We start from the raw sequence: 6,377 nt of genomic DNA, 5'->3' as shown, positions 1-6,377 counted from the left end.
CTTCGGGCACCCGTGGTGCCCGAAGCCCCCGCCGCTCGGAAAAGGAGGCCGGATACGGCTCAGTACACCGGCTTGGACGGCTCGATCTGGTTGACCCACCCGATCACGCCGCCACCGACGTGGACCGCGTCCGAGAAACCCGCGGACTTCAGGACCGCGAGGACTTCCGCACTGCGGACACCCGTCTTGCAGTGCAAGACGATCTTCTTGTCCTGCGGGAGGCTCTCCAAGGCGGCGCCCATGAGGAACTCGTTCTTCGGGATCAGCCGGGCGCCCGGGATGGAGACGATCTCGTACTCGTTGGGCTCGCGGACGTCGATGATGTCGATGCTCTCGCCGTCGTCGATCCACTCCTTGAGCTGCTTGGGAGTGATCGTGGAGTCCGCGGCCGCCGCCTGGGCCTCCTCGGAGACGACGCCGCAGAAGGCCTCGTAGTCGATGAGCTCGGTGACGGTCGGGTTCTCGCCGCAGACCGCGCAGTTCGGGTCCTTGCGGACCTTGACCTGGCGGTACTGCATCTCCAGCGCGTCGTAGATCATCAGTCGGCCGACCAGCGGGTCGCCGATGCCGGCCAGGAGCTTGATGGCCTCGTTGACCTGGATGGAGCCGATGGACGCGCACAGCACGCCCAGGACGCCGCCCTCGGCGCAGGAGGGGACCATGCCGGGGGGCGGGGGCTCCGGGTACAGGCAGCGGTAGCAGGGGCCGTGCTCGGACCAGAAGACGGACGCCTGGCCGTCGAAGCGGTAGATCGAGCCCCAGACGTACGGCTTGTTCAGCAGCACGCAGGCATCGTTGACCAGGTAGCGGGTCGCGAAGTTGTCCGTGCCGTCGACGATCAGGTCGTACTGGCTGAAGATCTCCATCACGTTGTCGGCTTCGAGCCGCTCCTCGTGAAGGATCACGTTCACGTACGGGTTGATGCCCTTGACGCTGTCGCGGGCGGACTCGGCCTTCGGGCGGCCGATGTCGGCCTGGCTGTGGATGATCTGGCGCTGCAGGTTCGACTCGTCGACCTCGTCGAACTCCACGATGCCGAGGGTGCCGACGCCCGCGGCGGCCAGGTACATCAGCGCCGGCGAGCCCAGGCCGCCGGCGCCCACACACAGCACCTTGGCGTTCTTCAGCCGCTTCTGCCCATCCATCCCCACGTCGGGAATGATCAGGTGGCGGGAGTACCTGCGGACCTCGTCTACGGTGAGCTCGGAAGCCGGCTCGACCAGGGGTGGCAGCGACACGGGGACTCCGTTGGTCGGTCAATCACTACGGTTGTTCTCCCCGTAACAGTGCCATGCCCTTTTTCATTCCGAGACACCTGTTCCGATACGCGAGACGAATTCGTCCCAGTAGCCGGGCATGGCCTCCCAGGGGTCGGTGCGTCCACCACGGTCCGTGTGGTCGGTGATCCAGACCGTCGCGGCGCCCTGCCAGCGGGCGATGCGCAGCGCCTCGGCCAGGTGGGGGCGGGGCACGCCGTGGACGAAGTGGCAGAAGCTTTCGGGCGCATGGTCGGCGGTCCACTCGGCCACCTGCGACCAGCGGTAGTCGCTCCAGGGCCCGGAGAAGGTGACCAGCTGGTCGGCCAGCTCGACATAGCCGGGGTGCGGGTGGATGCCGTGGCCGAGGACGATGTGGGCATCGTCACGGATCACGCGGAGGGTGGCGACCGTGCGGCGGATCTCGGGCAGCCCGGCGTGGTCCGCCGGGCAGCGCTCCAGGAGGAAGCCGTCGACCTGGTACCAGTCGACGAACCGGTGGGCGTCCGCGATCAGCTCGCCGAAGTTGCGGGTGCCGTACCGGGTGTCGAGGTGGCCCAGGACGCGGATGCCTGCGTTGCGCAGGCGGCCGGCCGCCTCCAGACAGTGGGGGTCGGGGCGGGCGCCGGGGCCGTCGGCCACGTTGAGAACCACCCAGTGCAGCGGGGTGCCGGGACGGGTCAGCTCGCCCCACTCGGTGGGGGCGAGGAGGGGGTGCGCGTAGCCGGGGACGCCGACGCCGGGGCGCAGTTCGGTGCCGGAGGTACGCCGCAGGGATCTGGTCAGATGCGGCATGCCGCCTCCATCCAGATGTCGGCGAGGGACTCCTCCAGGCCGATCCGGGGGCGCCAGCCGAGCCGGTCGCGCGCGGTGCGCACGTCGGCCTGCTGCCAGCTGCCGCAGCCGTCGGGGTACGGGTACGCGACGGGGGGCGCGTGGTCCGGGTCGGGGCGGGGGTGGCCGATGGCCGTGCGCAGGGTGCCGGGTGCGCCGTCGAGTTCGTGGAGGGCGCCACCGTATCCGGCGACACGGGCGAGGACCCCGGCGGCGTCGCGCAGGCGCACGGCGCGGCCGGAGCCGATGTTGATGACGCCCTGCGCGGCGGAGAGCGAGGCGGCGTGGACGGCACGGGCCACATCGCGGACGTCGACGAAGTCGCGCTGCGCGCCGAGGCCGCCGAGCTTCAGTTCGCCGTCGCCGGACTGCATGGCGCGGCGCATGGCCTCGGCGAGACGGCCCAGCGGGGAGCCGGCGGGAGTGCCGGGTCCGGCCGGTGAGAAGACGCGCAGGACGACGGCGTCCAGGCCGGAGCCGAGGACCAGTTCGGTGGCGGCGAGTTTGCTGACGCCGTACGGGCCACCGGGCCGGGGCACGGCGTCCTCGGCCGTGGAGGAGCCGGGCTGGCTCGGGCCGTACTCCGCGCTGCAGCCGATCTGCACGAGCCGGGCGCCGCAGCCGCTGCGGCGCAGGGCCTCGCAGACGGTGGCCACGGCGACGGTGTTGTGGCGGGTGAGCTCGCGGGCGCCGCCGCGGGTGGCTCCGGCGCAGTTGACGATGACGCCGGGGTGGACCGCGTCGAGGAAGCGGGTGAGGGCGCCGGGGCTGCCGGAGGCGAGGTCGAAGCGGACGTCGGCGTCGTCGCCGCGGCCGAGAGCGGTGAGCTGGACGGCCGGGTCGGCGAGCAGACGGTCGGCGACGAAGCGCCCGATGTAGCCGTTGGCTCCGATCAGCAGGACTCTCATCGCGCGGCTCCCCATGTGGCCGGGGCTCCTGGGTGGGTGGTCATGCGGGTTCTCCTCGAGGCGGAAAGGAAGGGATCTGACGGGTGTTGCCTGCGGCGGTGAGGCCGGTGTCCGCGGCGGTCACCGTGCGGGCTCCGACGGTGCGTGGGCCGAGGCCCGGGTGAGCTTGCGGATCGTGTGGACCAGGAGGGCCAGCGCCGCCGCTCCGCAGACGAGCGTGGGGACGCTGCCGGCTCCCCAGGTGGTGACGAGGGTTTCGACGGGGGTGGCGAGGAAGCCGAAGCCAGGGAGCCGGGAGGCGAAGACCGTGGCGAGGGCGGCCGCCTCGACCGTGGCCGTCGCGGTGAGGACCACGGCGGGGGCGTACGTGAAGCCGTGCGTGGTGAGGAGGCGGGCCAGGAACAGGAGGGCGCCGAGGGCGAGGGTCTGCACAGCGGCGGCGGGTTCGTCGAGAACCGCCGCGCAGAGGGTGAGCAGGGCCGCCAGGGCGCCCAGGAACAGGGCGAATGTGCCGAGCAGAAGGGGGCGTACGGCGGCGGCGAAGTCTTCCAGGCCGCGGCTGCCCGCGAGTTTGCGACGGGCGCCCGCCGTGAGGAGGTGCGCGGTCCAGGCGGCGGGCGCGCAGGCCAGGGCGAGGGCCAGGACCGGGGCGACGGTGAGGGGCCAGGGGCCGTGGGCCGTGCCGGTGGGCAGGGCGTGGGGGCCTCCGGCGAGAGCACGGTCGAGCAGACCGTTGCCCAGGAGGGAGTAGGTGACGAGCCATGCGGTCCAGGGGGCGGTCCTGCCGGATGCTGCGCCGGGTCGCGGTCCGGGCCGGTCCGGGCCGGTCCTGCTCAGGGGCCCTCGACGCAGGGCCACGCGGAGGGCCAGAGCGACGGCGAAGGCACCGGCGGCGGCCGCGAGCAGGCGTGACTGTCCCTGAGTGAGGTGCACGGCAGCGACAGCGGCTGCGCACAGCGCGCCGGGCAGGAGCGTCAGAAGAGCCCAGTCGGCGCGCACCCGGGGGGTGGCGGCCGGGGCGGGCAGGGGCGTATCGCCCTCACGGGAGACCCGCGCGTACATCTCCTCGGCGAGGGAGAACACGTCCCGGTGGCGGAAGCGGGCGGCGGTCCGGTCCGTGATGCCGTGCGCCTCCAGCCCCGCGGCGATCTCGAGGGGGTCCACCGCGCGCTCGCACAGCTCCCGGTGACGGTGCATCAGTGCCTTCACCGGGTCGGCAGCGCCCCGCCGCGGGGTGGACGCCTTGCGATCGGCGGCAGGATCCCGTTTCGCGGGCACCTCGCGATCGGCGGCAGAGTTCCGACTCCCGGCCCCCACGCGATCGGTGACCACCTCAGGGGTGGTCGAGTCCGCGGTGGTCGAGTCCGTGGGCGCGCCGTCCGGTTCCTTCGCCGAGCGGGCGTCCCAGGTCCCGGCGCTGGTCGGGGTTCCCGGGCGGTCCAGTTCGCCCAAGTCCTTCATCGCACACCCTCCTGGGCGGGGACGGCAGTGGTGGCGCGTACGGGCCTGCCGGCCGCCCAGCCGGGGCCGCTGCGGGCGGTGAGGCGGGGCGATGCGGCGGCCCAGCGGACGGGCACGTGAGCCTCGGCGGGAACCGCGAACGGCAACGGCTCGCCCGCTCCGTCGAGGACGACACGGCGAACGGGAGCCCGCGAGACGATCTCCAGGTAAATACCGTGAAAAGCCTCGATGTTCTGCTCGACCGTGAACAGTTCCAGGGCACGGGCACGAGCGGCGGCGCCCAGGCGCGCACGGCGCTCGGGGTCGCGCAGCAGCGACACGCATGCCTCGGCGAGCGCCCGCGGATTGCGCGGCGGTACGACGAGCCCCGTGCCGCCGATGACCTCCACGACCGCGCCGACATCCGTCGACACGGTCGCGCTCCCGCAGAGCATGGCCTCGACGAGGCCGATGGGGAAGCCCTCGACGACGCTGGAGAGGACGGTCACGGCGCACGAGGCGTAGGCGTCGGCGACGGCCGGGAGCTCGGGGCCGCCGATCTCCTCGAAGGACACCGGGTTGTCTCCGGCGGTGTGCGGGCCCTCGGCCTCGTCAGGGAAGAGCTGGGCGGCGAGTGTCCTGCAGTGGCCGAGATAGGCCGCGCCCTCGGGGCCGGCAGGGGCGCCCACGATGCGCAGGCGCGTCCTCGGCTCCTGCTTGCGGACCTCCGCGAAGGCGTGCAGCAACGAGACCAGGTCCTTGGCGGGTTCGACGCGGCCGACCCAGACGAGCGTGTCCGGGTCCGCGCAGTCCGGGGACTCGCCCACCTCGGCGAAGGGCCGGGCGTCCATGCCGGGGTAGACCGTGCGGAGCTTCTCGCGGCCGGCACCGCAGCGCTCCTGCCAGCGGCGGGCGTGTGTGTTGCCGGCGGTGACGACATCGGCCTGCCCATAGGCCTCGGCGGCGAGTCGGCCCTGGAAGGCCGCCAGAAGGGACCGCACGGCGGGCGGGGCGTCCGGGGCAGTGAGGTAGTGGGTCCGCAGGCGCACGCCGTACTCGGTGATCATCAGGGGAACACCGGTGAAGTGCCGGGCGAGCAGGCCCGGCAGGACGGCGGTGCCGCCGGACGCGGCGTGGCAGAGGTCGACCGCACCGAGCCCGTCGTCCTCGCACCAGTCGAGGGAGAGGGGGCGCAGGGCGCGTTCCAGATGCCCGGCCACGGTGAGTAGATCCGCCACACGGGCCTCGCGCGCGGCACGGTGGGCGCCGGGCGCACGACAGGCGCGTTCGAGGATGCGCACGGCGGCCTCGGAGCGGAGCGCTCCCACCAGCCCACCCTCCTCGCGAGCGAGTTCGGCGAGCCCGTACAGAGCGTTGGCGAAACGGTCCGCCTCCGAGGCGGGCGCACCCCCGGGAACTCCTCCGGCAGCATCGGAGGCACCCCGGGTGAGCACCCCGGCAGTGCCGGAGGCGCCCCCCGGCACGCCGCACAGCACGGCAGCCATTTCCCCGAAGCACTCGGTGAACCGCCGGCGCGCGCGGCGCCCGAATACCACCTCGTCGTCCTCGGCCATCCACAGCGGTGCGGTGCGTACCCTGCGGACGTTCGGTGACAGCGGGATCCAGCCCTCGTCCTCCTGGTGCTCGCTGCGGCTGAGCGCGTAGACGTCGAACTCGTGCTGGGCGAGCCCGCGCACCAGCCGGTCGCACCAGAGCCTGGCGTCACCGCTCACATACGGATAGCCACCTTCCGTAAGCAGTCCGATACGCACGAGTGCACCCCCGATCTCCCGTAAGGGGAGCCGCCGTTGCCCGGCGGCTCGCAGCGGGACGAACGTATGCGGACAAGGCGGTGGTGGGGGGGGGGGGGGTGGGGGGGGACCCACAAAACCCTGGAGAGGCAGTAAAGAAAGCACGGGGGGGGGGGAGAGAGAGACAG

At 72.7% G+C, this 6,377-nt stretch carries 5 protein-coding genes; all 5 read right to left on the bottom strand.

What is annotated here, in order from left to right; translation table 11 throughout:
• Positions 1-59 precede the first annotated feature (59 nt).
• The 5 genes from moeZ to ACFU3E_RS37620 all read right to left on the bottom strand — a co-directional run bounded on the left by moeZ (position 60) and on the right by ACFU3E_RS37620 (position 6,210).
• Positions 60-1,238 carry an adenylyltransferase/sulfurtransferase MoeZ gene (gene moeZ, locus ACFU3E_RS37640; protein WP_384169093.1) on the bottom strand — a complete coding sequence of 393 codons (1,179 nt, stop codon included), beginning with the start codon at positions 1,236-1,238 and terminating at the stop codon, positions 60-62.
• Between the two features lie 63 nt (positions 1,239-1,301).
• Positions 1,302-2,051, bottom strand: coding sequence for a spherulation-specific family 4 protein (locus ACFU3E_RS37635; protein ID WP_384169090.1), 750 nt, complete (start codon positions 2,049-2,051; stop codon positions 1,302-1,304).
• Positions 2,039-2,998 (bottom strand): NAD-dependent epimerase/dehydratase family protein, encoded by a 960-nt coding sequence (locus ACFU3E_RS37630; protein ID WP_384169088.1) that lies wholly within the window; start codon positions 2,996-2,998, stop codon positions 2,039-2,041. The genes ACFU3E_RS37635 and ACFU3E_RS37630 overlap by 13 nt, the downstream gene beginning before the upstream one ends.
• A 120-nt stretch (positions 2,999-3,118) precedes the next feature.
• Positions 3,119-4,459: a hypothetical protein gene (locus tag ACFU3E_RS37625; protein ID WP_384169085.1), complete on the bottom strand. Its 1,341-nt coding sequence runs from the start codon at positions 4,457-4,459 to the stop codon at positions 3,119-3,121.
• Positions 4,456-6,210: a DUF3492 domain-containing protein gene (locus tag ACFU3E_RS37620; RefSeq protein ID WP_384169083.1), complete on the bottom strand. Its 1,755-nt coding sequence runs from the start codon at positions 6,208-6,210 to the stop codon at positions 4,456-4,458. Before ACFU3E_RS37620 ends, ACFU3E_RS37625 begins: the two co-directional genes overlap by 4 nt.
• Between the last annotated feature and the right edge of the window lie 167 nt (positions 6,211-6,377).

Origin of the sequence: Streptomyces sp. NPDC057424, assembly GCF_042803315.1 — a bacterium.
Lineage (GTDB): Bacteria > Actinomycetota > Actinomycetes > Streptomycetales > Streptomycetaceae > Streptomyces.
The sequence above is the reverse complement of the archived record's forward strand: the minus strand, read 5'-3'. Positions and strand labels throughout refer to the sequence as shown.